Source organism: Pseudomonas sp. 86_A (assembly GCF_017491705.1).
In the GTDB taxonomy this organism is placed as follows: domain Bacteria; phylum Pseudomonadota; class Gammaproteobacteria; order Pseudomonadales; family Pseudomonadaceae; genus Aquipseudomonas; species Aquipseudomonas koreensis.
Genome location: NZ_JAFGYS010000001.1, coordinates 515,818 through 539,052 on the forward strand (window position 1 = coordinate 515,818; position 23,235 = coordinate 539,052).

Genomic DNA, 23,235 nt, shown 5'->3' on the forward strand with positions numbered 1-23,235 from the left:
CTGATCGCGAGCAGGCTCACTCCTACAGGGGTGGGGTTGCACACAAAAATTTGCCTCATACCGATCATTGTAGGAGTGAGCCTGCTCGCGATGAGGCCGGACCAGACAAGCAAAAATTTCAGACATAAAAAAACCCGCACCTCTCACAAGGCACGGGTTCTTTCACAGCTCAAGCGATCAACGCTCCAGCAGGATCCGCAGCATGCGACGCAGCGGTTCGGCCGCGCCCCACAGCAGTTGGTCGCCGACGGTGAAGGCACCGACGAATTGCGAACCCATGTTCAGCTTGCGCAGACGACCCACCGGGACATTCAGGGTGCCGGTGACCTTGGTCGGGCTCAGCTCCTGCATGCTGATGTCGCGGTTGTTCGGCACCAGTTTGACCCAAGGGTTGTGCTGGCTGATCAACCCTTCGATATCAGCGATCGGCACGTCTTTGTTCAGCTTGATGGTCAGCGCCTGGCTGTGGCAACGCATGGCGCCGATGCGCACGCAGATGCCGTCGACCGGGATCGGGCTCTTGAAGCGGCCGAGGATCTTGTTGGTCTCGGCCTGGGCCTTCCACTCTTCGCGGCTCTGGCCGTTCGGCAGTTCCTTGTCGATCCACGGGATCAGGCTGCCAGCCAGCGGTACGCCGAAGTTTTCGGTCGGGTACGCGTCGCTGCGCATGGCTTCGGCGACACGACGGTCGATGTCGAGGATCGCACTGGCCGGATCGGCCAGTTGATCGGCCACCGCAGCGTGGGTGGCGCCCATCTGCTTGATCAGTTCACGCATGTTCTGCGCGCCGGCACCGGAGGCCGCCTGATAGGTCATGGCGCTCATCCACTCGACCAGACCCGCCTCGAACAGACCGCCCAGGCCCATCAGCATCAGGCTGACGGTGCAGTTGCCGCCGATGTAGTTCTTGGTGCCCGCGTCCAGTTGCTGGTCGATAACCTTGCGGTTGACCGGATCGAGAATGATCACCGCGTCATCGTTCATCCGCAGGCTCGAGGCCGCGTCGATCCAGTAACCCTGCCAGCCGGCTTCGCGCAGCTTCGGGAACACTTCGCTGGTGTAGTCGCCGCCCTGGCAGGTCAGGATCACGTCGAGGGTTTTCAGCTCTTCAATGCTGTAAGCGTCCTTGAGCGGAGCAATGTCCTTGCCCACGGACGGGCCTTGGCCACCGACATTGGAAGTGGTGAAAAACACCGGCTCGATAAGATCGAAATCCTGCTCTTCCAGCATCCGCTGCATGAGCACGGAACCGACCATGCCGCGCCAACCGATCAGACCTACACGTTTCATCGCAACTACACCTTCTTGAAAAGTGGGCCGCTGCTTTGTATTGAATTTCGCAGCGGGCCCGAGAGATTACAGATTCCGCAGCGCGGCGACTACTGCGTCACCCATTTCCTGCGTACCGACTTTAGTGCAACCGGCCGAATAGATGTCACCGGTGCGCAGGCCTTGATCCAGCACCACGCTGACCGCCTTCTCGATGGCATCGGCCGCGTCGTGCAGATTGAAGCTGTAACGCAGCATCATCGACACCGACAGAATGGTCGCCAGCGGGTTGGCAATGCCTTTGCCCGCGATGTCCGGCGCCGAACCGTGGCAAGGCTCGTACATGCCCTTGTTGTTCGAATCCAGCGAGGCCGACGGCAGCATGCCGATGGAACCGGTGAGCATCGACGCCTCGTCGGACAGGATGTCGCCGAACAGGTTATCGGTGACGATCACGTCGAATTGCTTCGGTGCACGCACCAGTTGCATGGCGGCGTTGTCGACGTACATGTGGCTCAGTTCGACTTCAGGGTAATCCTTGGCGACCTGCTCGACCACTTCACGCCACAATTGGCTGGAGGCCAGCACGTTGGCCTTGTCCACCGAGCACAGCTTCTTGCCGCGAACCATGGCCATGTCGAAACCGACGCGGGCAATGCGGCGGATTTCGCTTTCGCTGTACGGCAGGGTGTCGTAGGCCTGACGCTCGCCGTTTTCCAGGGTGCGGGTGCCGCGTGGCGCGCCGAAGTAGATGCCGCCGGTCAGCTCACGGACGATCAGGATATCCAGACCGGCAACGATTTCCGGCTTCAGGCTCGAAGCGTCAGCCAGTTGCGGGTAGAGGATCGCCGGACGCAGGTTACCGAACAGGCCCAGTTGCGCACGGATTTTCAGCAGACCGCGCTCAGGGCGGATGTCACGCTCGATGGTGTCCCATTTCGGGCCGCCCACCGCGCCCAGCAGCACGGCGTCGGCAGCACGGGCACGGTCGAGGGTTTCGTCGGCCAGCGGCACGCCATGCTTGTCGATGGCGGCGCCACCGATCACGTCATGGCTCAGCTCGAAGCCCAGGCTGTACTTGTCGTTGGCAAGGGTAAGAACCTTGACCGCTTCGGCCATGATTTCCGGACCAATACCATCACCTGGGAGAATCAGAATCTGCTTGCTCATGCTTTCCTCGTGTCTTCAGTCGGTGCGCCACGGGTGGCGCGCCGGGAAAAATGCTTAGCGTTCGGCCATCAGTACGATCACATCTGTACTGAACGAGCCGTCGGCATCAATCTCAAAATATTCGCGCACTTCGTTGCCCATCGACTGCTGCAACTGGCGGATCGCCGCGCGCATCACTTCGGGTGTGCGCATGCGCTCGACCCAACTGCTGTACTCCAGACGCAGGCGCTGACGCGTGGTGCTGCGCGTGTGCAAACCGGCCTCGCTGACCTGACGCAACCACTCGCCGGCGGAATAATCGCGCACGTGGCTGGTGTCGCGCAGCACTTCGACGCTTTGCAGGTAAGTGTCGAACAACGGGCTGCCCGGTGACAACACATCGACGAACGCCGCCACGCCACCCGGTTTCAGCACCCGGCGCACCTCGCGCAGGGCTACGCCAAGGTCGCTCCAATGGTGCGCCGAATAGCGGCTGAACACGAAGTCGAACTCGCCATCGACAAACGGCAGACGCTCGGCGGCACCGTTGACCGTGGCAATGTTGGCAAACCCGCGATCCACGGCCGCAGCGGCAACCACGTCAAGCATCTGCTGCGACAGGTCGTAGGCCACCACTTCTTTTACCAGTGGCGCCACATGAAAACTCACATGACCGGCGCCGCAACCCAAGTCCAGCACCCGCGCCTCGCCCTGCCCGGCCAGTTCAGCCTGTAGCAGCGCAAATTCGGTGCCTTGCGCGTGAACGGCGCTGCTCAGGTAGGCGGCGGCCTGTTCACCGAATTGCTTCTGTACGACCTGGGTGTGTTGGGCGGTGCTGGTCATGGTCACATCCTGCATTTGTGTTGTTTGAGCGGCCGTCTTCGCGAGCAGGCTCGCTCCCACAGGGGAATGCATTTCAAGTGTGGGAGCGAGCCTGCTCGCGAAGGGGCCGGCCCTGACTACATCAATCTCGAATCAATCACGCGTCGCGGAACAACCACGGCTGGCTAACGCGGTGTTTGGCCTCGAACGCGGCAATCGCATCACCGTCCTGCAAGGTCAAACCGATATCGTCCAGACCGTTCAACAAGCAATGCTTGCGAAACGCGTCGATCTCGAAGTTGTAAACCTTGCCATCCGGACGGGTCACGGTCTGCGTCTGCAGATCGATCTGCAATTGATAGCCCGGCTCGGCCTCGACCTGCTTGAACAGTTCATCGACTTCCGCGTCGCTCAAGATGATCGGCAACAAGCCGTTCTTGAAGCTGTTGTTGAAGAAGATGTCGGCGTAGCTCGGCGCGATGATGCTGCGGAAACCGTATTCTTCCAGCGCCCATGGCGCGTGTTCACGGCTGGAGCCGCAACCGAAGTTCTCCCGGGCCAGCAACACGCTGGCGCCTTGATAACGCTCGGCGTTGAGCACGAAATCCTTGTTCAGCGGACGCTTGGAGTTGTCCTGATAAGGCTGGCCGACATCCAGGTAACGCCACTCGTCAAACAGGTTCGGACCGAAACCGGTGCGTTTAATCGACTTCAAGAACTGCTTCGGGATGATCTGGTCAGTGTCGACGTTGGCACGATCCAGAGGCGCGACAAGACCAGTGTGCTGGGTAAAAGCTTTCATGCTGCGCTCTCCTTCAGATCAATTCACGAACGTCGATGAAACGACCGTTCACCGCCGCCGCAGCGGCCATGGCCGGGCTCACGAGGTGGGTACGACCACCGGCGCCCTGACGGCCTTCAAAGTTGCGGTTGGAGGTCGAGGCGCAATGCTCGCCGGACTCCAAACGGTCCGGGTTCATCGCCAGGCACATCGAGCAACCCGGCTCGCGCCATTCAAAACCGGCTTCGAGGAAAATCTTGTCCAGACCTTCAGCCTCGGCCTGAGCTTTCACCAGACCCGAGCCCGGCACCACGATCGCCTGCTTGATGTTCGAGGCCACTTTGCGGCCCTTGGCGATTACGGCGGCGGCGCGCAAGTCTTCGATGCGCGAGTTGGTGCAGGAGCCGATGAACACGCGGTCGAGCTGGATGTCGGTGATCGCCTGATTGGCGGTCAACCCCATGTATTTCAGGGCGCGGACGATCGAGTCACGCTTGACCAAGTCCATTTCCTTGGCCGGGTCCGGCACGTTCTGGTCAACCGCCAACACCATCTCGGGCGAAGTGCCCCAGCTGACTTGTGGCTTGATCTGCGCGGCGTCCAGTTCAACCACGGTGTCGAACTTGGCATCGGCGTCAGATACCAGGTCTTTCCAGGCTTCAACCGCCTGATCCCACTGCGCGCCTTTCGGCGCGAACGGACGACCCTTGACGTACTCGACGGTCTTTTCATCCGCTGCTACCAGACCCACGCGGGCGCCGGCTTCGATGGACATGTTGCAGATGGTCATGCGGCCTTCGACGGACAGATCGCGGATCGCGCTGCCGGCGAATTCGATGGCATGGCCGTTACCGCCGGCGGTGCCGATCTTGCCAATCACCGCGAGGACGATGTCCTTGGCGGTGACGCCGAACGGCAACTGGCCTTCGACGCGCACCAGCATGTTCTTCATTTTCTTGGCGACCAGGCACTGGGTGGCGAGCACATGCTCGACCTCGGAGGTGCCGATCCCGTGCGCCAAGGCACCGAAAGCGCCGTGGGTCGAAGTGTGCGAGTCGCCGCAGACCACGGTCATGCCCGGCAAGGTCGCGCCCTGCTCCGGACTGATCACGTGGACGATGCCCTGGCGGATGTCATTCATCTTGAACTCGACGATACCGTATTCATCACAGTTGTCATCGAGGGTCTGCACCTGCAAACGCGAGACCTGGTCGGCAATGGCGGCGATGCCACCCTTGCGCTCCGGGGTCGTCGGTACGTTGTGGTCCGGGGTCGCGATGTTGGCATCGATGCGCCAAGGCTTGCGCCCGGCCAGACGCAGGCCTTCGAAGGCTTGCGGCGAGGTCACTTCGTGGATGATGTGACGATCGATATAGATCAGCGCCGAGCCATCGTCGCGCTGCTTGACCAAATGCGAATCCCAGAGCTTGTCGTAGAGCGTTTTGCCGGCCATCAGACGGTTCCTCATCAGCTTGTTTCTATGCCCTGGGCTTATCAATAACCCTTTGGCTTGTGAGGCCGATCCTATGGGGTTAGATTAAATAACTCAAATTCATATTTTTTATGCTTTGGATAACCAACTGGAATACGACTCATGGACCTGGCCAACCTCAATGCTTTTATCGCCATTGCCGAGACCGGCAGCTTCTCCGGCGCCGGAGAACGCCTGCATTTGACGCAGCCGGCGATCAGCAAACGCATCGCCGGGCTGGAGCAACAGTTGAAGGTGCGGCTGTTCGACAGACTCGGCCGTGAAGTCGGCCTGACCGAGGCCGGGCGCGCCCTGCTGCCCCGGGCGTATCAGATCCTCAACGTGCTGGACGACACCCGCCGCGCCCTGACCAACCTTACCGGCGAGGTCAGTGGCCGCCTGACCCTGGCGACCAGTCACCACATTGGCCTGCACCGCTTGCCACCGTTATTAAGAGAGTTCACCCGCCGCTACCCACAGGTGGCGCTGGACATTCAGTTCCTTGATTCGGAAGTGGCCTACGAGGAAATACTTCATGGCCGCGCCGAACTGGCGGTGATCACCCTGGCGCCGGAGCCGCATTCCCTGGTCAAAGCCACGCCGGTGTGGGACGACCCGCTGGACTTTGTGGTGGCGCCGGAGCATTCATTGATCAGCAATGGCGCGGTGAGCCTGGCGGACATTGCCGGTCATCCGGCGGTTTTCCCCGGCGGCAACACCTTCACCCACCATATTGTCCAACGCCTGTTCGAAGCCCAGGGGCTGACGCCGAACATCGCCATGAGTACCAACTACCTGGAAACCATCAAGATGATGGTCTCTATCGGTCTGGCCTGGAGTGTTCTGCCGCGCACTATGCTCGATGAACAGGTCGCGCGCATACCTTTGCCGGGCATACAGCTCAGTCGCGAGCTAGGCTATATCGTGCACACCGAACGGACGCTGTCGAATGCGGCAAGGGCTTTCATGGCCTTGCTGGATGCACAAATCGATCTGCCAGGGACTCCAGGCTAACTTGTGCTACTCCTATAGAGCCGCTGTCCCTGCGCCTAACGCCACCATCAGCTCAAGGCCCGTTAACAATGCCGAAATCTGTTGACCGAATTCCGCCGATGCCGCGTATTCAGGCCATTGATCCGCGACGTTCCGAGCAGAGCTGGGAGAGTGCGCCGCAATTGCTCGCCGCGCTCAACGGCGCCCGGCTCGGCGCTTGGTATTGGGACATCGAGCGCGGGCAGATCAGTTGGTCACGGGGCACCCAGGCGCTGTTCGGCTTCGATCCACGGCAACCGCTGCCGCAGGATCTGGAATACCTTGACCTGCTGCCGCCCGAAGACCGGGCAAAAACCGTGCGAGCCTTTCATGCCGTGATCGCCGGCGCGCCGCTGGAACAGGCGATGCACCACCGCATCCGCTGGCCCGACGGCAGCCTGCACTGGCTGGAGATCAGCGGCAGCCTGCTGCCGGATAAAGACGGCCGTCCCCGAATGATCGGGGTGATTCGCGAAATCACCCACCAGCGCCAGCGCGAACAGGCTCTGAGCAGCTCGGAGAAACGTTTCGCCACACTCTTTCACCTGTGCCCGAACATGGTGCTGCTGACGCGCCAGGAAGACGGCCTGATCACCGAAGCCAACCAGTATTTCGAAAGCCTGTTCGGCTGGCCGGTCCAGGACGCCATCGGTCGTACCACGCTGGAACTGGGCCTATGGGTGTACCCGGAACAACGGGCCGAACTGGTGAAAAAGACCAAGGCCAAAGGCGAACTGATCAGCATGGAAGTGCAGTTCCGCGCCAGCAACGGGCAGATTCATGACGGCATCCTCAGCGCACAGAAGGTCGAACTCGAAGGCCAGCCGTACCTGCTCAGCACCTTTCTCGACACCACTGAACGCAAAGCCGCCGAACACGCCTTGAAAGACAGCCAGGAACGCCTCGATCTGGCACTGGACTCGGCGCAACTCGGCACCTGGGACTGGCACATCCCCAGCGGCATGCTGTACGGCTCGGCGCGGGCCGCGCAATTGCACGGGCTGGAACCGATCCCGTTTCACGAGTCGTTTGAAGAGTTTTTCGAAGGCGTACCCGGCGAAGAGCGCGACAGCATGCGCGACGCCTATCGCAGCCTGCGTGAAGGCCCAGCGGGCAATTATCAGCTGACTTACCGCGTGCAATTGCCGGACGGCAGCTCGCGTTATCTGGAAAGCCGCGCCCGCCTCTATCGCGACGAAAACGGCGCGCCGCTGCGCATGGCCGGGACGTTGCTGGACATCACCGATCAGGTCGAGCGCGAGCAACGTCTGGTCGCCTCGGAAGAGAAATTCGCCACGCTGTTCCAGGTCAGCCCGGACCCGATCTGCGTGACCCGTCAGGACAGCGGCGAATTCATCGAAATCAACAACAGCTTCACCCAGACATTCGGCTGGAGCGCCGCCGACGTGATCGGCCGCACTGCCGAGGACATCGGCTTGTGGGACGCTTCGGCAAAAAGCCTGCAACGCATCGAGCGGGTGATCCGCGAACAGGGCCTGAGCAATGTCGCGATCATCGTCCAGCACAAGGACGGCCAGTCGCTGACCTGTGTGATTTCCAGCCGGCAGATCAGCGTCGGCAACCAGCCGTGCATCGTCACCACACTGCGCGACATCACCCAACAGCAGCGCTCCGAGGCCGCTCTCAAGGCCAGTGAAGAAAAATTCGCCAAGGCGTTTCACTCAAGCCCCGACGCGATCACCATCACCGAGCGCGACACCGGGCGCTATCTGGAGGTCAACGACGGTTTCTGCCGCCTTACCGGCTATCGCGCCGACGAAGTGGTGGGCAAAACCGTGTACCAGATCGGCATCTGGGCCGAAGAAAAACAACGCTCGGCGCTGCTCGCCGAACTGCAGATCAAGGGCCGCGTACACCATCAGGAAATGCTCGGGCGCAACAAGCGCGGCGAGTTGCTGACCCTGGAAGTGTCGATCGAACCGATCACCCTCAACGAAACCGCGTGCCTGCTGTTGACGGCCCGGGACGTCAGCCTGCTGAAAAACGCGGAAGCGCAGATTCGCCACCTGGCCTATCACGACCCGCTGACCAACCTGCCCAACCGCGCCTTGCTGATGGATCGCCTGAGCCAGCAGATCGCCCTGCTCAAACGCCACAACCTGCGCGGCGCACTGCTGTTCCTCGACCTCGACCACTTCAAGCACATCAACGACTCGCTCGGTCACCCGGTCGGCGACACGGTGCTGAAAATCATCACCGCGCGGCTGGAAGCCAGCGTGCGCATGGAAGACACCGTCGCGCGCCTGGGTGGCGATGAATTCGTGGTGCTGCTCAGCGGCCTCGAAGGCACACGCAACGAGGTCAGCGCCCAGGTGCGGGAACTGGCTGACACCATTCGTGAATTGCTGTCGGAACCGATGTTCCTCGACGGCCAGCGCCTGCAAGTGACGCCGAGCATCGGCGTGGCGCTGATTCCCGACCACGGCTCGACCCCGACCGACCTGCTCAAGCGCGCCGACATTGCGTTGTACCGGGCCAAGGATTCCGGGCGCAACACCACGCAGATGTACCACAACGCCATGCAGAAGGCGGCCAGCGAACGGCTGCGCATGGAGACTGATCTGCGCCTGGCACTGTCCCGTGGCGAATTCAACGTGCACTACCAGCCGCAGGTCGACGCACGGGACAACCGGATCATCGGCGCCGAAGCGCTGGTGCGCTGGAATCACCCGGAACTCGGCGCGCAATCGCCCACCGAATTCATCAAAGTCCTGGAAGACAGCGGCCTGATCCTGGAAGTCGGCACCTGGATTCTCGACGAGGCCTGCGAGGCGTTCAAACAATTGATCGCAGTGAAACTGGTCGACCCGCTCAACTTCAGCCTGTGCGTGAACATCAGCCCACGGCAGTTTCGCCAGAACGACTTCGTCGAACGCATCGAACACAGCATGAGCAGCCACGGCCTGCCCTGCTCGCTGCTGAAACTGGAGATCACCGAAGGCATCGTCATCCAGAACCTGGAAGACACCATCAGCAAAATGCGCCGCCTGAAAAAACTGGGCGTGAGCTTCGCCATGGACGACTTCGGCACCGGTTATTCATCGCTGACCTACCTCAAGCGCCTGCCGGTGGATACCCTGAAAATCGACCAGTCGTTCATCCGCGACGCCACCACCGACCCCAACGACGCCGAGATCATCCGCGCCATCGTCGCCATGGCCCGCAGTTTGGAGCTGGAGGTGATTGCCGAAGGCGTGGAAACACCGGAACAACTGGCGTTCCTGCAAGGGCTGGGCTGCCATTTGTATCAGGGTTATCTGCACAGCCGGCCGGTAGCGCTGGAGGAGTTGAAAGCGATGCTCGAATGACGGGCACGAAAAAAAGGGCGCCAGTGGCGCCCTTTTTTGTTGCTCGGCCTTATTGCAGCGCCGGCTTCTGCACCCCGTTGATCGGAATGCGTTTGGCTTTCGCCTCTTCCGGGATCACCCGCAACAGGTCGATGCTCAGCAGACCGTTGCTCAGATCGGCGGCCTTGATCTCGATGTGATCGGCCAGGCGGAAGGACAGCTTGAAAGCACGCTGGGCAATGCCCTGATGCAGGAAGGTCACGCCTTCGTTGGCATCACGTTTGCCGCCACTGATGGTCAGCACACCCTTCTCGACTTGCAGTTCCAGGTCTTCTTCCTGGAAACCGGCTGCCGCCACGACGATGCGATATTGATCGTCACCGTGTTTTTCCACGTTGTAGGGTGGGTAGGTGCTGCCTGGTTCATTGTTGCGCAGGGCGGTTTCGAACAAGTCGTTGAAACGGTCGAAACCCACCGAAGAACGGAACAGTGGTGCCAGGGAAAATGCAGTACTCATGGTTCAAATCTCCTGAAAACAAATCAGCAAGTTTTTTTCTCCGCGACCCGAATTCGGCATCGCGTAACCCTTAGATAGGGACCGCCAAAATGATTTCAAGAGACTATTTGCAGATTTTTTTCAGGCCGCTGCGGCGACCGGCAAGCCCAGTAAACGCGAGACTTGATCCGGCTCGGTTTCGCGACGCAGCACGGTAAACAGCTCGGTCGCCTCGGGATAATTGCGCGTCAGCATCGCCAGCCATTGCTTCAAGCGACCCGGCGATTGGCGTGCGGTCATCTGCGCCTTGGCTTGCAGCCAGAAGTCCTGGATCAGTGGCATCAGCTCGGCCCAGGTCATCTCGACCACTTCTTCGCCAGCGCGGGCAGCGGCAATTTGCTTTGCCAGATCCGGGCGCGAGACCAGACCGCGACCGAGCATGATGTCTTCCACGCCACTGATTTCGCGGCAACGCCGCCAGTCTTCGACGCTCCAGATATCGCCGTTGGCGAACACCGGGACTTTGACCACGTCTTGCACGCGAGGAATCCATTCCCAATGCGCCGGCGGTTTGTAGCCGTCCATTTTGGTTCGGGCGTGAACCACGATGTGCTCGGCGCCACCTTCGGCCAACGCTGTGGCGCAGACCAGCGAACCGTCCGGGCTGTCGAAGCCCAGGCGCATTTTTGCGGTGACGGGAATGTGCGCGGGTACAGCGCGACGCACGTGCTCGACGATCTGGTTGAGCAGTTCCGGCTCTTTGAGCAGGACCGCGCCGCCACGAGATTTGTTGACGGTCTTGGCCGGGCAGCCGAAGTTCAGGTCGATCACTTCAGAGCCAAGTTCGCAGGCCAGCGCCGCGTTTTCCGCCAGGCACACCGGATCGGAACCCAACAATTGCACGCGCAGCGGCACGCCGGAGCGGGTGCGGGCACCGTTGAGCAGCTCCGGACCGAACTTGTGGAAGTAGGCCGGAGTGAGCAACTGGTCGTTGACCCGAATGAACTCGGTCACGCACCAGTCGATGCCGCCAACGCGGGTCAGCACGTCGCGCAGGATGTCGTCGACCAACCCCTCCATGGGCGCCAGGGCAATTTGCATGGGGAAAACACTACTCAAGAAGAAAAAACGTGCGGCAGTTTACTGGATTACGCAGGTTAAACCCACGACCACCTGTAGGAGCTGCCGCAGGCTGCGATCTTTTGATTCTGATTTTCAAGAGCAAGATCAACAGATCGTCCGAACGCGGCCCGAGCCTGCGGCAGCTCCTACAGGGATCGGGTCAGGCTGAGGCCTGGATCGCCGGGCCGTAACCCTCGATGAATTCGGCCGGCATGCGCTTGGGCTTGCCCGTGGACAGTTCGATGCAGACGAAAGTGGTCTGGGCGCGCAGCAGCGTGGCGTTGTCGCTGGGGCGGATCAGCTGGAAGTGCCGGGTCATTTTCAGGCGCTGATCCCAATCGACGATCCAGGTCGCCAATTGCAGCTCATCGCCCTCGTAAGCGGCTGCCAGATAATCGATTTCGTGACGCACCACAGCCATCGCCCGATCCAGGCGCCGGTACTCGACCAGATCCAGCCCCAGCCGCTGTGAGTGGCGCCAGGCGCAGCGTTCGAGCCAGGTCACGTACACCGCGTTGTTCGCGTGACCCAGCCCGTCGATGTCCTCGGCGCTCACTTGCAGATCAATGGTGAACGGCGTTGCCCGATCCCAGCCCATGCCCCACTCCCGGTCAGATGATTTCAACCGGGGCAGTGTAACGGATGCTCAGGCCGATTGCCGCGCCTGAAGGCTGCGCCCCGCCAGCAGTGATAACACGCCATCAACCACTCGAGGGTCGGCCAGCACGCGCTGGTGGCCGCCGCTCTCCAGGCGCAGCAGACGGCTGTCGAACCAGGATTCGTGAATCAGTTGTGATTCCTTGACCGAGACGAAGGTGTCGTCCTCGGCATGCACGATCAGGCCCGGCATATCCAGTTGATAGTGCGCGACATCGAGTGTCGCAGCACGCATGCCGACGTCCTGCTCGACCTGCCGAATGAAAGCGGAACGCGCCCTTGGCGGCATGCCGACGTAGCGGGCAAAACCGCGCGGCACGCCGAGGATCCGTGCGGGAGCCGCGATGCTGACCAGGGTTTCGGTGCGCAGACCCAGTTGCACCGCGAGCATGGCACTGGCGCCGCCCATGGAATGGCCGATGACGGCTTGAAGGGGTGGCAGCTCGGCAGCGGCTTCGAGCATGGCGCGGGCGAACAGCACCACGTTGGCTTCCCGTCCCGGTGAACGACCGTGGGCCGGACCATCCAGCGCAACGACCGTGTAACCGGCCTCGACCAGCGCCGTGATCAGCGAAGCAAACTGAGTGGGCCGCCCTTCCCAGCCGTGCATCAACAGCACCGCCGGCCCCTGCCCCCAGCGCAATGCCGACAGGCCGAAGCGCAAGGTGATCCGTTCGGAGCTCGCCAGCAGCGGCAACTCCCAATCCCGCAGCGGCCGCGTGCGCGGCGTCATGAACGCCTGACGCATTTTGCTCGCTACCCGCTTCGGTGCAATCCAGCCCAAGGTGCCATTAACGCCACGAACCCACTTCAACGTGTTCATCGCTCTCTCCTCAGGCGTGTTGCCTTCAGGTCAACGCACCGCCGACTTGGCAGCGCGCAGCAATCGATCGGATAAATCGCCCGGGCCGAGCGCTCTTGCCAGCGCCAGCCCCCCCACCATCAAGGCCACATCGGCCAACGCTTTATCGGTGTCCTCGGGGCTGGACGCCAACTGCGCAATCATCAGCTCCAGGTGTTCGTTCAGCGCTGTGCGGAACGACTCCGGCAAGCGACCCAGCTCGCCGATGGAGGCCGGAATCGGACAGGCTGCATCGCTGGAGTCGCGGTGCTTGCGCGACAGGTAGAACGCAGCGACCAGGGCGCGACGCTCTTCGCCGGTCAGCTCGGAGTCCATGTCGGCAATCAGGTCGCGTCGACGGCCAAGCAGTTGCTTGAACGCCTCAAGCATCATCGCGTCCTTGCTTTCGAAGTGCGCATAGAAGCCACCGACAGTCAGGCCGGCGGCGCCCATCACTTCGCCCACGCTCGGGTCTGCCGGGCCACGCTGGATCAGCGCGGCGCTGGCAGCCTTGAGGATGCGTTCGCGGGTTTGAGCTTTTTTATCGTTCATCGTTGCCTCCGAATATTACGACTAGAATATTATTCGCATAATAATATTCTGCAAGTCGAGGATATGACCGCTGGTCTGAAGCACAGTGTAAGGAAAAAGGAGAGTTGGCCAAACGCCAGACAAACAAAAGGGCCATTCAATAATTGAATGACCCTTATAAATCCCGCAGAGCGGGTAATCGTGGCGTCCCCTAGGGGACTCGAACCCCTGTTACCGCCGTGAAAGGGCGGTGTCCTAGGCCACTAGACGAAGGGGACACAAACCCTTCTATACAGCTGATCAGCGCTGAGATCTGATCTGATTCAAGGCCGGTGTGGCCAGACCTTGAACTGTAAAATTGGTGGAGCTAAGCGGGATCGAACCGCTGACCTCCTGCATGCCATGCAGGCGCTCTCCCAGCTGAGCTATAGCCCCGGATTTTTCGCCTCGCGGCGGAGCGACATCTTGCAACATCGCTTCTGTAAAACTGGCGTCCCCTAGGGGACTCGAACCCCTGTTACCGCCGTGAAAGGGCGGTGTCCTAGGCCACTAGACGAAGGGGACGCAAAACCCTTCTATACAACTGATCAACGCTGAGTGTTGATCGCTTCGGAGCCGGTGTGGCCAGGCTTCGAAGTGTAAATTGGTGGAGCTAGACGGGATCGAACCGTCGACCTCTTGCATGCCATGCAAGCGCTCTCCCAGCTGAGCTATAGCCCCTCATCGTTGATGTCATCGCTGAGGACGGGGCGAATCTTAAGGGCGTATCGAAAGCCTGTCAAACTTATTTTTGAAAAATTTCAAAGTTTTTTGTCGGCATAACAATCACTTACCGCCCTCCCCCCGAAAATCCGGCACTCGGGATAGCACAAAGACCTGTAGGAGCTGCCGCAGGCTGCAATCTTTTGACGTTGTTGTTTTAAAGATCAAGATCAAAAGATCGCAGCCTGCGGCAGCTCCTACAGAGGGGCCAAGCGTTTAGGCGATAGTGCCCAGCAGCTTTTCCCACTCTTTGTTTTCTTTCTTCGACACGCCGCCCAGCAGGTCAATCGCCTGGCGCAGACGGAAACGGGTCAGGTCCGGGCCGAGGATTTCCATCGCATCGAGCACCGACACCGAACTTGCCTGCCCGGTGATCGCGGCAAACATCAGCGGCATCGCATCACGCAGTTTCAGCTCGAGAGATTCGACCACCGCCTGAATCGTCGCGGTGATGTTGTCCTTCTCCCACTGACGCAGGCTTTCGAGTTTCCACAGGATCAACTGCATCAACTGGCGAACCTGATCGCCCGAAAGCTTTTTCGATTCGAACAGCTTGGCATCCGGGCTGACGCCGCCCGCGAAGAAGAAGCCGCCCAGCGGCGCAACCTGGCTGAAGGTTTCAACGCGACCCTGCACCAGCGGCGCGATCTTCATCATGTATTCGGAGTTGAATGCCCACTTCTGCACGCGCGCGGCGAATTCTTCCACCGGCAGATCACGCAGCCACTGGCCGTTGAGCCACGACAGCTTCTCGATGTCGAAGATCGGCCCGCCGAGGGACACGCGCTTGAGGTCGAAGTTGTCGACCATTTCCTGCAGGGAGAACTTCTCGCGCTCGTCCGGCATCGACCAGCCCATGCGGCCCAGGTAGTTGAGCATCGCTTCCGGCATGAAGCCCATGCGCTCGTAGAAGGTCACCGAGGTCGGGTTCTTGCGCTTGGACAGCTTGCTCTTGTCCGGGTTACGCAGCAGCGGCATGTAGCACAACTCCGGTTGTTCCCAGCCGAAGTACTCGTACAGCAGAATCAGTTTCGGCGCCGATGGCAGCCATTCTTCGCCACGCAGTACGTGGGTGATGCCCATCAGGTGGTCGTCGACCACGTTGGCGAGGAAGTAGGTCGGCAGGCCGTCGGTCTTCATCAGCACTTGCATGTCCATGCGATCCCACGGGATCTCGACATCGCCACGCAGCATGTCCGGCACCACGCAGACGCCTTCGGTCGGCACTTTCATGCGGATCACGTGCGGCTCGCCAGCGGCCAGACGGGCAGCGACTTCTTCCTTGGACAGCAGCAGCGCGCGGCCGTCGTAACGCGGGGTTTCGCCGCGCGCCATTTGCTCGGCGCGCATCTGGTCGAGCTCTTCTGCGGTGCAGAAGCACGGGAACGCGTGGCCCATGTCGACCAGTTGCTGGCAATACTTCTGATAGATATCGCCACGCTCACTCTGCCGGTACGGACCGTGCGGGCCGCCAACGTCCGGGCCTTCGCTCCAGTCGATACCCAGCCAGCGCAGGGCATCGAAGATCTGCTGTTCGGACTCGCGGGTCGAACGCAACTGGTCGGTGTCTTCGATGCGCAGGATGAACTCACCGCCATGCTGCTTGGCAAAGCAGTAGTTGAACAATGCGATGTAAGCGGTACCTACGTGGGGGTCCCCGGTAGGCGATGGCGCGATGCGAGTGCGGACGGTGGTCATGGCATGTCTCGAAAAGAATGAAAAGCAAAACAATCAAGCGGCGAATGGTAACAGGCGACACCCGCCCCGCTCCAGCGGGCAGGGCATTTAAGCCAAGTTTGCGTCTGTAACGCCCATAGACCGCGGTGAAAGGCCGAAAATCAGCCATTGGCATTTACCGTTTATCGGCTGTATGCCAGATTCAGCCGCAGATAACTTTCCTTACAATTCCTCGACTACAGTTTGCCTCATGCCTGCCCAACTCAAGCGTCGCCTGTTTATTTTCCTGCTCCTGGTTCTGTTGATTGCCGGGGGTTTCTTCGCCCATTGGTTTTTCAAGGGCCGCTTTTATGAAAGCACCGACAACGCTTATGTCCAGGGCGAGATCACCCGCGTCTCCAGCCAGTTGAGCGCACGCATCGACGAAGTGTTGGTACAGGACAATCAGCACGTGGAAAAAGGCCAGTTGCTGGTACGCCTGGAGCACAATGATTTCCGCCTGGCCGTCGATCGCGCCAACGCCACCCTCGCCACCCGCGAGGCCGAGCGCCTGCAGGCGCAGAGCAAATTGACCCAGCAATCGAGCCTGATCGCTGCCAGCGACGCGCAAGTGGCGGCCACCCAAGCGACGCTAGGCCGCTCGCAGATGGATTTGTCGCGCGCCGAAACCCTGCGCAAACCCGGTTACGTCTCCGAAGAACGCGTGACCACCCTCTCCGCCGACGCGCACATCGCCCGCTCGCAAGTGGCCAAGGCCCAGGCCGATGCGCAGAGCCAGCGCCAGCAGGTCAACGCGCTCACCGCCGAGATCAAACGCCTCGACGCACAGATCGCCAACGCCCGCGCCGACCTCGCCCAGGCCGAACTCAACCTGAGCCGCAGCGAAGTCCGCGCACCGATCAGCGGTCTGGTCGGCCAGCGCGCCGCGCGCAATGGTCAGGTGGTGCAGGCTGGCGCGTATCTGCTGTCGATCGTCCCGGACGAAGACATCTGGGTGCAGGCCAACTTCAAGGAAACCCAAATCGGCCACATGGTCCCCGGACAAAAAGCCGAGCTGACCTTCGACGCCTACAGCGACACACCGATCGAAGCGCGGGTCGACAGCCTGTTCGCCGCCTCTGGCGCGCAGTTCAGCCTGCTGCCACCGGACAACGCCACCGGCAACTTCACCAAAGTCGTGCAGCGGATCCCGGTGAAACTGACGTTCAAGGCCGACAACCCGCTGCACGGCAAGATCCGCCCGGGCATGTCCGTCACCGCCACCGTGAACATCAAAGACGCCCCAGACAATGGCCGGTGATCAACTGATCCGCCCCGCCGGCGAACCGACCCGGCGGGACTGGATCGCCGTCATGAGCGTGATGCTCGGCGCCTTTATGGCGGTGCTCGACATCCAGATCACCAACTCCTCGCTGAAAGATATTCAGGGTGCGCTGTCGGCGACGCTGGAGGAAGGCTCGTGGATTTCCACCTCCTATCTGGTGGCGGAAATCATCATGATCCCGCTGACCGCGTGGCTGGTGCAGTTGCTCTCGGCGCGGCGCCTGGCGGTGTGGGTGTCGCTGGGGTTTCTGGTTTCCTCGCTGCTGTGTTCGATGGCCTGGAGCCTCGAAAGCATGATCGTGTTTCGCGCCATGCAGGGCTTTACCGGCGGCGCGCTGATCCCCCTGGCATTCACCCTGACCCTGATCAAACTCCCCGAACACCACCGCGCCAAAGGCATGGCGATGTTCGCCATGACCGCGACCTTCGCCCCGTCCATCGGCCCGACGCTGGGCGGCTGGCTCACGGAAAACTGGGGCTGGGAATACATCTTCTACATCAACATCCCGCCGGGGCTGATCATGATCGCCGGGTTGATGTACGGGCTGGAGAAGAAAGAAGCGCACTGGGAACTGCTGAAAAGCACCGACTACACCGGCATTCTCACCCTCGGCGTTGGCCTCGGTTGCTTGCAGGTGTTTCTCGAAGAAGGCCACCGCAAGGACTGGCTCGAATCGAATCTGATCGTGACCCTGGGCAGCATCGCCCTGCTGAGCCTGATTACCTTCGTGATCGTGCAGATTTCCAAGCCCAATCCGCTGATCAACCTCGGCATCCTGCGCAATCGCAACTTCGGCTTGTCGAGCATTTCCAGCCTGGGCATGGGCGTCGGGCTATATGGGTCGATCTATCTGCTACCGCTGTACCTGGCGCAGATCCAGAACTACAACGCCTTGCAGATCGGCGAAGTGATCATGTGGATGGGCGTGCCGCAGCTGTTCCTGATTCCGCTGGTGCCGAAGCTGATGAAGTTCGTGTCGCCGAAATGGCTGTGCACGCTGGGCTTCGGATTGTTCGGGTTGGCGAGTTTTTCTTCAGGGGTCCTCAACCCGGATTTCGCCGGGCCGCAGTTCAACCAGATCCAGATCATCCGTGCGCTGGGCCAGCCGCTGATCATGGTGACCATTTCGCTGATCGCCACGGCGTACATCCTGCCGCAGGACGCGGGCTCGGCGTCGAGTCTGTTCAACATCCTGCGCAACCTCGGCGGCGCGATCGGCATCGCCCTGCTCGCGACGCTGCTGGATGCGCGAACCAAGACCTACTTCGATTATTTGCGCGAGGCGGTGGTGCCGACCAATCCGCAGGTGGCCGAACGCATGGCGTCAATGACCGACCGGTTTGGCAGCGACACGGCGGCACTGGGCAAAATGAGCGAGATTGTCCATCAGCAGGCGCTGATCATGGCTTACAACGATGCATTTCACTTTGTCGGGATTGCGCTGGGGATCAGCATGTTGGCGATTTTGTTGACCAAAAAACTGCCGCAGGGGCTGAAGGCTGGGGAAGCCCATTAGACCGCGTCGTCTCAATCGCGAGCAGGCTCACTCCTACAGGATTTGTGAACGCCACAGAACCTTGTAGGAGTGAGCCTGCTCGCGATGAGGCCCGACCAAACACTGCAAATCAAACCGCCAAAAGCCGCTCACGCAGCTTGGCAATCTCATCGCGCATCTGCGCCGCCGCTTCAAACTCCAGATCCCGCGCCAGCTGATACATCTTCTCTTCCAGCGCCCGAATACGCTTGGTGATCTCGCTCGGCGAGCGCAGTTCGGCTTCGTACTTGGCGTTTTCTTCGGCGGCTTTGGCCATGCCCTTGCGCTTCTTGCTGCGCGAGCCGGGCACGGTGGCGCCTTCCATGATGTCGGCAACGTCCTTGAACACACCTTTGGGGGTGATGCCGTTTTCCAGGTTGAACGCGATCTGCTTGTCACGACGACGCTCGGTCTCGCCAATCGCCCGCTCCATGGAGCCGGTGATGCGATCGGCGTAGAGAATCGCCCGGCCGTTGAGGTTACGCGCGGCGCGGCCGATGGTCTGGATCAGCGAGCGCTCGGAACGCAGGAAGCCTTCCTTGTCGGCGTCGAGAATCGCCACCAGCGACACTTCCGGCATGTCCAGACCTTCGCGCAGCAGGTTGATCCCCACCAGCACATCGAAGGTGCCGAGACGCAGGTCGCGGATGATCTCGACGCGCTCGACGGTGTCGATGTCCGAATGCAGATAACGCACGCGCACGCCGTGGTCGGCGAGGTAATCGGTCAAGTCTTCAGCCATGCGCTTGGTCAGCGTGGTGACCAGCACCCGCTCTTCGACGGCCACGCGCTTGGTGATTTCCGAGAGCAGATCATCGACCTGAGTCAGCGCCGGACGCACTTCGACTTGCGGGTCCACCAGGCCGGTCGGACGCACCACTTGCTCGACCACCCGGCCAGCATGCTCGGCCTCGTAGTTGCCCGGCGTCGCCGAGACGAAAATGGTCTGGGGACTGACCCCTTCCCACTCGTCAAAACGCATTGGCCGGTTGTCCAGCGCCGACGGCAGGCGGAAGCCGTATTCGACCAGGGTCTCTTTACGCGAGCGGTCGCCCTTATACATCGCGCCAACCTGCGGCACGCTGACGTGGGATTCGTCGATCACCAGCAAGGCGTCGGCCGGCAGGTAGTCATAAAGCGTCGGCGGCGCAGCACCGGCCGGGCGTCCCGACAGGTAGCGCGAGTAGTTTTCGATGCCGTTGCAGTAACCCAGTTCGAGGATCATCTCCAGGTCGAAGCGGGTGCGTTGTTCGAGGCGCTGGGCCTCGACCAGCTTGTTGTTGCTGCGCAGGTATTCGAGGCGTTCCTGCAATTCGACTTTGATGTGTTCGATGGCGTCGAGCAGGGTCTCGCGCGGCGTCACGTAGTGACTCTTTGGGTAGAAGGTGAAACGCGGCATCTTGCGGATGACTTCGCCGGTCAGCGGATCGAACGCGGAAATACTCTCGACCTCGTCATCGAACAGCTCGATGCGGATCGCTTCCAGATCGGATTCCGCCGGGTAAATGTCGATCACGTCACCGCGCACGCGGAAGGTCGCACGGGCAAAATCCATGTCGTTGCGGGTGTATTGCAGGTCGGCCAGACGCCGCAGCAAGGCGCGCTGATCGAGCTTGTCGCCGCGATCGACGTGCAGCACCATTTTCAGGTACGTCTCCGGGCTACCGAGACCGTAGATGCACGACACCGTGGTGACGATGATCGCGTCCTTGCGCTCCAGCAACGCTTTGGTCGCGGACAGGCGCATCTGCTCGATGTGGTCGTTGATCGACGCGTCCTTCTCGATGAAGGTGTCGGACGACGGCACATAGGCTTCCGGCTGGTAGTAGTCGTAGTAGGAAACGAAATATTCGACCGCGTTATTCGGGAAGAACGCCTTGAACTCGCCGTACAGCTGCGCGGCCAGGGTCTTGTTCGGCGCCAGCACCAGCGTCGGGCGCTGGACCTGCGAGATGACATTGGCGATGCTGAAGGTCTTGCCCGAGCCGGTCACACCAAGCAGCGTCTGGTGCGCCAGCCCGGCTTCGATGCCTTCTACCAGTTGGCGAATGGCTTCTGGTTGATCGCCGGCGGGTTCGAAGCGGGTGACGAGCTGGAATTCGGACATATACACCTCTGGATCGCGGCGCTCCGAGCAAAACGGAGCACCACGGGGACGACCGCAAACGACCGATGTCGCGCAAGAAAAAACCTGGATTGTGCTCAATGTGGAGTCGATTGCCTCGGCTTTCAAGGTAAACGTCCTACATCCGGTAAAGTCTCTGACAGAGTCAATCGACTAACGGTCAAGAAATAATCGGAAAAACTTACTCGAAAAGCCGATTCGCCTGTCGCCATTGCTCAGTGATGGCCTCTATACTAGCTCCCCGTTTGTGCACCGCTCTAGTGCATTCGGCTGGAGCGCGACACGTCCCTCCACTCTCCATTCAGAGCCGCCGTAATAATGAGCCTGTTCTCCGCTGTCGAAATGGCACCCCGCGATCCAATCCTGGGCCTCAACGAAGCATTCAACGCCGATACCCGGACCACCAAGGTCAACCTGGGTGTAGGTGTTTACTGCAACGAAGAGGGGCGAATTCCCCTGCTGCGCGCCGTGATCGAAGCCGAAACCATTCGCGCTGCTCAGCACGCTTCCCGTGGCTACCTGCCGATCGACGGCATCGCGGCCTACGACCAGGCGGTGCAAAAGCTGCTGTTCGGTAACGACTCGCCGCTGATCGCTGCCGGTCGCATCGTCACCACTCAGGCTGTCGGCGGGACCGGCGCACTGAAAATCGGTGCCGATTTCCTCAAGCAACTGTTGCCGAACGCCGTCGTGGCAATCAGCGACCCGAGCTGGGAAAACCACCGCGCGCTGTTCGAAACCGCTGGCTTCCCGGTACAGAACTACCGTTACTACGACGCTGCCACCCACGACGTTAACCGTGCCGGCATGCTCGAAGACCTCAACGCCCTGCCGAATGGCTCGATCGTTGTGCTGCACGCCTGCTGCCACAACCCGACCGGCGTCGACCTGACCCCGGCCGACTGGAACAACGTGCTGGACGTGGTCAAGGCCAAAGGTCACGTGCCGTTCCTCGACATGGCTTACCAGGGTTTCGGCGACGGCATCGACGAAGACGCTGCGGCTGTGCGTTTGTTCGCTGAGTCGGGCCTGACGTTCTTCGTCTCGAGTTCGTTCTCCAAGTCGTTCTCGCTGTACGGCGAGCGCGTTGGCGCCCTGTCGATCGTCAGCGAGTCGAAAGAAGAAAGCGCGCGCGTGCTGTCGCAGGTCAAGCGAGTGATCCGCACCAACTACTCCAACCCGCCGACCCACGGTGCAAGCATCGTCGCCGCGGTGTTGAACAGCCCGGAACTGCGCGCCCAGTGGGAAGCCGAACTGGCAGAAATGCGTCTGCGCATTCGCGGCATGCGTGAGCAAATGGTTGCCCTGCTGGCCGAAAAAGCCCCGCAGCGTGACTTCAGCTTCGTTGGCCGTCAGCGCGGCATGTTCTCCTACTCCGGCCTGACCACTGAACAGGTGCACCGTCTGCGCAACGAGTTCGGCATCTACGCCCTGGACACCGGCCGCATCTGCGTGGCCGCGCTGAACCAGAGCAACATCAAAGCGGTAACGGATGCGATCGTTCAGGTCATCTGATTGCGCCGCGTGATGAAAAACGGGAAGCCTTCGGGCTTCCCGTTTTTATTTGCCTGATTAACCGTGCCCATAACCTCTAGACTGCACATAAATCGAAACTGTAGGAGTGAGCCTGCTCGCGATAGCGTCTGATCAGTTGACACTGCACTGCCTGACGCACCGCTATCGCGAGCAGGCTCACTCCTACAGATTTTGTGTACACCCGAGATTTCTGATGAGAGACAACATGAAAAACGACAACCTGCGCGCCGACCGTGACGATCTGGATGATTTCATCCCCCGCGCCCCGGCCAAACGCGACAAGAGCCTGGTGCTGCAAGTCGCAGCGGGCGTGTTCCTCGGTGGCCTGGCCCTGTGGCTGGTGCAACTGGCGGCCACCGCGGCTTACGCCAAGCTGATGCTCGGCACGATTACCTTCGGCGGTTAGGCCAACTCGGTCGCCCGCTGACTGGCGGCATCGTCATAAGCGACGTACAGCGATTCGGCGATCTGGCTTTTGATCGCCTTGGTGCTTTCCAGCCCCAGCACAAAACCTTCGGCCTTGCCGCCAGCGCGGTTCAATTCTTCAGCGGTGCTGGCCTGGGTGATCGCGTCGAAGAGTTTTTCGGCGTGCGGGCCGACGCCTTTGGGCAGGCTGATTTGCGCGATGCTCATGCAAGCACCTCGCCTGGACGGGAAACGAGAACGGTTTGATTCATGACGCGTACCTTTGCGGCGAATGGCCGGCAGCGCGTGTGACCACTTCCGGGCGACCATGGTAGACCTGTGAGGCGGTCCTGGTCATCGCTAATCACTGACAAATCACCGTCCGTCCTGACA

19 protein-coding genes and 4 tRNA genes are annotated in these 23,235 nt (G+C 60.8%); 6 read left to right on the plus strand and 17 right to left on the minus strand.

The features are described from left to right. Positions 1 to 177: 177 nt before the first annotated feature. The 5 genes from asd to leuC form a co-directional block, all read right to left on the minus strand. The gene (asd, locus tag J5M57_RS02565) at positions 178 to 1,290 is read right to left on the minus strand and encodes an aspartate-semialdehyde dehydrogenase (RefSeq protein ID WP_003226428.1); all 1,113 of its coding nucleotides are present in this window, start codon (positions 1,288 to 1,290) and stop codon (positions 178 to 180) included. 66 nt (positions 1,291 to 1,356) lie between these two features. After that, positions 1,357 to 2,439, minus strand: coding sequence for a 3-isopropylmalate dehydrogenase (gene leuB / locus J5M57_RS02570; RefSeq protein ID WP_064588354.1), 1,083 nt, complete (start codon positions 2,437 to 2,439; stop codon positions 1,357 to 1,359). Positions 2,440 to 2,493: 54 nt separating this feature from the next. Then, positions 2,494 to 3,261 carry a class I SAM-dependent methyltransferase gene (locus J5M57_RS02575; protein WP_207848805.1) on the minus strand — a complete coding sequence of 256 codons (768 nt, stop codon included), beginning with the start codon at positions 3,259 to 3,261 and terminating at the stop codon, positions 2,494 to 2,496. Positions 3,262 to 3,397: 136 nt separating this feature from the next. Then, positions 3,398 to 4,042, minus strand: a complete 645-nt coding sequence (gene leuD, locus J5M57_RS02580; RefSeq protein WP_083368468.1) for a 3-isopropylmalate dehydratase small subunit — start codon at positions 4,040 to 4,042, stop codon at positions 3,398 to 3,400. Positions 4,043 to 4,055: 13 nt separating this feature from the next. Next, complete coding sequence (leuC, locus tag J5M57_RS02585) at positions 4,056 to 5,474, minus strand: 3-isopropylmalate dehydratase large subunit (protein ID WP_207848804.1); 1,419 nt, start codon at positions 5,472 to 5,474, stop codon at positions 4,056 to 4,058. 141 nt (positions 5,475 to 5,615) lie between these two features. Here leuC and J5M57_RS02590 point away from each other — a divergent pair, with 141 nt between their 5' ends. Next, the gene (locus J5M57_RS02590) at positions 5,616 to 6,506 is read left to right on the plus strand and encodes a LysR family transcriptional regulator (RefSeq protein WP_169843657.1); all 891 of its coding nucleotides are present in this window, start codon (positions 5,616 to 5,618) and stop codon (positions 6,504 to 6,506) included. Between the two features lie 68 nt (positions 6,507 to 6,574). Continuing rightward, positions 6,575 to 9,853: a PAS domain S-box protein gene (locus J5M57_RS02595; RefSeq protein ID WP_207848803.1), complete on the plus strand. Its 3,279-nt coding sequence runs from the start codon at positions 6,575 to 6,577 to the stop codon at positions 9,851 to 9,853. Between the two features lie 49 nt (positions 9,854 to 9,902). Here J5M57_RS02595 and J5M57_RS02600 read toward each other — a convergent pair whose 3' ends face one another. The 10 genes from J5M57_RS02600 to gltX all read right to left on the minus strand — a co-directional run bounded on the left by J5M57_RS02600 (position 9,903) and on the right by gltX (position 15,939). Next, positions 9,903 to 10,349, minus strand: a complete 447-nt coding sequence (locus J5M57_RS02600) for an Hsp20 family protein (RefSeq protein ID WP_083368464.1) — start codon at positions 10,347 to 10,349, stop codon at positions 9,903 to 9,905. Positions 10,350 to 10,469: 120 nt separating this feature from the next. Continuing rightward, positions 10,470 to 11,429: a tRNA-dihydrouridine synthase gene (locus J5M57_RS02605; RefSeq protein ID WP_207848802.1), complete on the minus strand. Its 960-nt coding sequence runs from the start codon at positions 11,427 to 11,429 to the stop codon at positions 10,470 to 10,472. Positions 11,430 to 11,610: 181 nt separating this feature from the next. Next, entirely contained in the window at positions 11,611 to 12,048 is a 438-nt protein-coding gene (locus J5M57_RS02610) for a thioesterase family protein (protein ID WP_207848801.1), read from the minus strand. A 48-nt stretch (positions 12,049 to 12,096) separates the two neighbouring features. After that, the gene (locus tag J5M57_RS02615) at positions 12,097 to 12,930 is read right to left on the minus strand and encodes an alpha/beta fold hydrolase (protein WP_207848800.1); all 834 of its coding nucleotides are present in this window, start codon (positions 12,928 to 12,930) and stop codon (positions 12,097 to 12,099) included. 30 nt (positions 12,931 to 12,960) lie between these two features. Then, on the minus strand, positions 12,961 to 13,500 hold the full coding sequence (locus tag J5M57_RS02620) for a TetR/AcrR family transcriptional regulator (RefSeq protein ID WP_064588365.1): 540 nt from the start codon (positions 13,498 to 13,500) through the stop codon (positions 12,961 to 12,963). A gap of 181 nt (positions 13,501 to 13,681) precedes the next feature. Beyond that, positions 13,682 to 13,757: transfer RNA gene (locus tag J5M57_RS02625), tRNA-Glu, on the minus strand. An 81-nt stretch (positions 13,758 to 13,838) separates the two neighbouring features. Then, positions 13,839 to 13,914, minus strand: a tRNA-Ala gene (locus tag J5M57_RS02630). Positions 13,915 to 13,967: 53 nt separating this feature from the next. Further along, a tRNA-Glu gene (locus tag J5M57_RS02635) sits at positions 13,968 to 14,043 on the minus strand. Between the two features lie 80 nt (positions 14,044 to 14,123). After that, a tRNA-Ala gene (locus tag J5M57_RS02640) sits at positions 14,124 to 14,199 on the minus strand. Between the two features lie 258 nt (positions 14,200 to 14,457). Continuing rightward, positions 14,458 to 15,939: a glutamate--tRNA ligase gene (gltX, locus tag J5M57_RS02645; RefSeq protein ID WP_064588366.1), complete on the minus strand. Its 1,482-nt coding sequence runs from the start codon at positions 15,937 to 15,939 to the stop codon at positions 14,458 to 14,460. Positions 15,940 to 16,168: 229 nt separating this feature from the next. On the opposite strand from gltX, the gene J5M57_RS02650 reads away from it, so the two are divergent. Then, entirely contained in the window at positions 16,169 to 17,218 is a 1,050-nt protein-coding gene (locus J5M57_RS02650) for an HlyD family secretion protein (protein WP_207848799.1), read from the plus strand. Continuing rightward, complete coding sequence (locus J5M57_RS02655) at positions 17,208 to 18,758, plus strand: MDR family MFS transporter (protein WP_207848798.1); 1,551 nt, start codon at positions 17,208 to 17,210, stop codon at positions 18,756 to 18,758. The genes J5M57_RS02650 and J5M57_RS02655 overlap by 11 nt, the downstream gene beginning before the upstream one ends. Before the next feature lie 109 nt (positions 18,759 to 18,867). Here J5M57_RS02655 and uvrB read toward each other — a convergent pair whose 3' ends face one another. Next, positions 18,868 to 20,883: an excinuclease ABC subunit UvrB gene (gene uvrB / locus J5M57_RS02660; RefSeq protein ID WP_007969222.1), complete on the minus strand. Its 2,016-nt coding sequence runs from the start codon at positions 20,881 to 20,883 to the stop codon at positions 18,868 to 18,870. Between the two features lie 336 nt (positions 20,884 to 21,219). Between uvrB and J5M57_RS02665 the strand changes: the two genes are divergently transcribed. After that, positions 21,220 to 22,416 carry an amino acid aminotransferase gene (locus J5M57_RS02665; protein ID WP_169843649.1) on the plus strand — a complete coding sequence of 399 codons (1,197 nt, stop codon included), beginning with the start codon at positions 21,220 to 21,222 and terminating at the stop codon, positions 22,414 to 22,416. 226 nt (positions 22,417 to 22,642) lie between these two features. Then, complete coding sequence (locus J5M57_RS02670; RefSeq protein WP_064588370.1) at positions 22,643 to 22,843, plus strand: hypothetical protein; 201 nt, start codon at positions 22,643 to 22,645, stop codon at positions 22,841 to 22,843. Here J5M57_RS02670 and J5M57_RS02675 read toward each other — a convergent pair. Continuing rightward, positions 22,840 to 23,070 carry a hypothetical protein gene (locus J5M57_RS02675; RefSeq protein ID WP_007943502.1) on the minus strand — a complete coding sequence of 77 codons (231 nt, stop codon included), beginning with the start codon at positions 23,068 to 23,070 and terminating at the stop codon, positions 22,840 to 22,842. The two genes, J5M57_RS02670 and J5M57_RS02675, sit on opposite strands and share 4 nt — an antisense overlap. Positions 23,071 to 23,235 lie beyond the last annotated feature (165 nt).

Bases quoted from the DNA above. Each gene is read 5' to 3' on its own strand.
- asd (WP_003226428.1), bottom strand. From the start codon at position 1,290: ATGAAACGTGTAGGTCTGATCGGTTGGCGCGGCATGGTCGGTTCCGTG.
- leuB (WP_064588354.1), bottom strand. From the start codon at position 2,439: ATGAGCAAGCAGATTCTGATTCTCCCAGGTGATGGTATTGGTCCGGAA.
- J5M57_RS02575 (WP_207848805.1), bottom strand. From the start codon at position 3,261: ATGACCAGCACCGCCCAACACACCCAGGTCGTACAGAAGCAATTCGGT.
- leuD (WP_083368468.1), bottom strand. From the start codon at position 4,042: ATGAAAGCTTTTACCCAGCACACTGGTCTTGTCGCGCCTCTGGATCGT.
- leuC (WP_207848804.1), bottom strand. From the start codon at position 5,474: ATGGCCGGCAAAACGCTCTACGACAAGCTCTGGGATTCGCATTTGGTC.
- J5M57_RS02590 (WP_169843657.1), top strand. From the start codon at position 5,616: ATGGACCTGGCCAACCTCAATGCTTTTATCGCCATTGCCGAGACCGGC.
- J5M57_RS02595 (WP_207848803.1), top strand. From the start codon at position 6,575: ATGCCGAAATCTGTTGACCGAATTCCGCCGATGCCGCGTATTCAGGCC.
- J5M57_RS02600 (WP_083368464.1), bottom strand. From the start codon at position 10,349: ATGAGTACTGCATTTTCCCTGGCACCACTGTTCCGTTCTTCGGTGGGT.
- J5M57_RS02605 (WP_207848802.1), bottom strand. From the start codon at position 11,429: ATGCAAATTGCCCTGGCGCCCATGGAGGGGTTGGTCGACGACATCCTG.
- J5M57_RS02610 (WP_207848801.1), bottom strand. From the start codon at position 12,048: ATGGGCTGGGATCGGGCAACGCCGTTCACCATTGATCTGCAAGTGAGC.
- J5M57_RS02615 (WP_207848800.1), bottom strand. From the start codon at position 12,930: ATGAACACGTTGAAGTGGGTTCGTGGCGTTAATGGCACCTTGGGCTGG.
- J5M57_RS02620 (WP_064588365.1), bottom strand. From the start codon at position 13,500: ATGAACGATAAAAAAGCTCAAACCCGCGAACGCATCCTCAAGGCTGCC.
- gltX (WP_064588366.1), bottom strand. From the start codon at position 15,939: ATGACCACCGTCCGCACTCGCATCGCGCCATCGCCTACCGGGGACCCC.
- J5M57_RS02650 (WP_207848799.1), top strand. From the start codon at position 16,169: ATGCCTGCCCAACTCAAGCGTCGCCTGTTTATTTTCCTGCTCCTGGTT.
- J5M57_RS02655 (WP_207848798.1), top strand. From the start codon at position 17,208: ATGGCCGGTGATCAACTGATCCGCCCCGCCGGCGAACCGACCCGGCGG.
- uvrB (WP_007969222.1), bottom strand. From the start codon at position 20,883: ATGTCCGAATTCCAGCTCGTCACCCGCTTCGAACCCGCCGGCGATCAA.
- J5M57_RS02665 (WP_169843649.1), top strand. From the start codon at position 21,220: ATGAGCCTGTTCTCCGCTGTCGAAATGGCACCCCGCGATCCAATCCTG.
- J5M57_RS02670 (WP_064588370.1), top strand. From the start codon at position 22,643: ATGAAAAACGACAACCTGCGCGCCGACCGTGACGATCTGGATGATTTC.
- J5M57_RS02675 (WP_007943502.1), bottom strand. From the start codon at position 23,070: ATGAGCATCGCGCAAATCAGCCTGCCCAAAGGCGTCGGCCCGCACGCC.